This window comes from Kitasatospora sp. NPDC054795 (genome assembly GCF_053611565.1).
The window spans coordinates 11,687-12,246 of sequence record NZ_JBSHAP010000199.1 but is presented as its reverse complement, the minus strand read 5'-3'; the positions used below and the strand labels follow the sequence as shown (position 1 = coordinate 12,246).

General features: G+C 71.1%; 1 protein-coding gene. It reads right to left on the bottom strand.

The window, feature by feature from the left end:
- Positions 1 to 25 precede the first annotated feature (25 nt).
- Positions 26 to 388: a YciI family protein gene (locus tag ACWGJO_RS39195; RefSeq protein ID WP_452190424.1), complete on the bottom strand. Its 363-nt coding sequence runs from the start codon at positions 386 to 388 to the stop codon at positions 26 to 28.
- Positions 389 to 560 lie beyond the last annotated feature (172 nt).

Sequence of the window (560 nt, the reverse complement as noted above, 5' to 3'; positions counted from 1 at the left end):
CCCGCGGGCGGAGCCGGGCCCCGGCTCACATCTCAAGTCCCTGTTCGAACATCACCTGACGGACCTCCACGCCGGTGTGGCGGGCGTCCGGGATCAGCCCGGCCAGCTCGATCGCGCGCTCCCTGGTCTCGACGTCGACCAGGTAGAAGCCGCAGACGAACTCCTTGGTGTCCAGGTACGGGCCGTCGCTGTGCACCGGGCCGCCGCCGCGGACCCGTACGGTGGTGCTCCGCTCCGGCAGCGCCAGCGACTGCGTGGTGACCAGCTCGCCGGACTCCTTGATGAGCTTCATGAAGTCGCCGTGGCCGGCGTAGACGGCCTGCTGCTCGTCGACGGACAGGCCCTCCCAGAGCACCGGGTCCATGTGCATCACGAGCAGGTACTTCATGATTCTCACTCCTTGGGCCACGGCCCCCGGCTTTCTCCAGGGGTCCTCACAGGGGACGTCGGAGCCGACGGCCCGTTTTCGACACGAAAGCGCGCGGCCGGCCGTGGCGCTCCACCGCCCGGCGCGCGGGGTGGTAACCTCCGCGCACCCGCAGGGCGGCCCCGGGGCCGGT